The organism is Gammaproteobacteria bacterium (genome assembly GCA_035279405.1).
In the GTDB taxonomy this organism is placed as follows: domain Bacteria; phylum Pseudomonadota; class Gammaproteobacteria; order Natronospirales; family REEB76; genus REEB76.
This window is the reverse complement of the sequence record DATEHU010000056.1, coordinates 1-1,152: the sequence shown is the minus strand read 5'-3', so window position 1 is coordinate 1,152 and position 1,152 is coordinate 1. Positions and strand designations below refer to the sequence as shown.

The 1,152-nt window shown below is 61.3% G+C and carries 1 protein-coding gene; it reads left to right on the top strand.

The features are described 5' to 3' along the window. Positions 1 to 72 precede the first annotated feature (72 nt). On the top strand, positions 73 to 1,152 hold the full coding sequence (locus VJR90_11310) for an IS630 family transposase (GenBank protein ID HKV98058.1): 1,080 nt from the start codon (positions 73 to 75) through the stop codon (positions 1,150 to 1,152).

Here is a 1,152-nt window from a genome sequence, read left to right as displayed (position 1 = left end):
CTAGTGGATTGCATCTGACATTTGAATCCCGAAAGGGATTCCCGATGCGCGGGCGGTATGCGACTGTGCCGCATGCGAACGGGGATATCGATCACGGTCAAACCTTCTGAGCGCAAGCGGCTGAAGGCGATTTTGCAGGACCGCAACGCGCCGCAGAAACATGCTTGGCGGGCTGAGATCATCCTGCTTTCGGGCGACGGTCTCGGAACGAACGAGATCATGCGGCGCACCGGCAAGTCCAAGACCTGCGTATGGCGCTGGCAGGAACGGTTCATGGAGGAAGGCGCAGCCGGTCTTTTGCGCGACAAGACGCGGCCCTCCCGCATCAAGCCTTTGGGCGCGGAAGTCGCCGCGCGGGTCGTGGCGCTGACCCAGGAAAAGCCACCGGGTGAAGTCACGCACTGGACCTCCGCGATGATGGCCAAGGCTTGCGGCATCAGCGCCAGCGCGGTCCAGCGCATCTGGCGCGCCCACGGCCTTCAGCCGCACAAGGTCAAGCAGTTCAAGCTTTCGAACGATCCGAAGTTCGTGGAGAAGCTGCGGGACATCGTGGGGCTTTACGTTGATCCGCCGGCCCACGCCATCGTGCTCTCGGTTGATGAGAAGAGCCAAATCCAGGCCTTGGACCGCACCCAGCCCGGTCTTCCGCTGAAGAAGGGGCGTGCCGGGACCATGACCCACGACTATAAGCGCAACGGTACGACCACGCTTTTTGCCGCCCTCAATGTGCTCGAAGGCAAGGTGATCGGCCGCTGCATGCAGCGGCACCGCCACGAGGAGTTCATCGGCTTCTTGAATGCCATCGAAGCCGAGGCCCCGAAACGCAAGGCCATCCATGTCATTCTCGACAACTATGCCACCCACAAGCATCCCGCGGTTCTCGCCTGGCTGGCCCGCCATAAGCGGTTCACCTTCCACTTCACGCCCACCTCCTGCTCTTGGCTCAACGCCGTGGAGGGCTACTTCGCCAAGCTCTCCAAGCACCGCCTGAAGCGCGGCGTCTTCCGATCCGTCGTCGACTTGCAGTCCGCCATCAAGCGCTTCATCGAGGACACAAACCAAATGCCCAAGCCCTTCGTCTGGACCGCCGATCCCAATAAAATCATCGCCGCCGTCAAACGCGGGCACCAAGTGTTAGATTCAATCCACTAG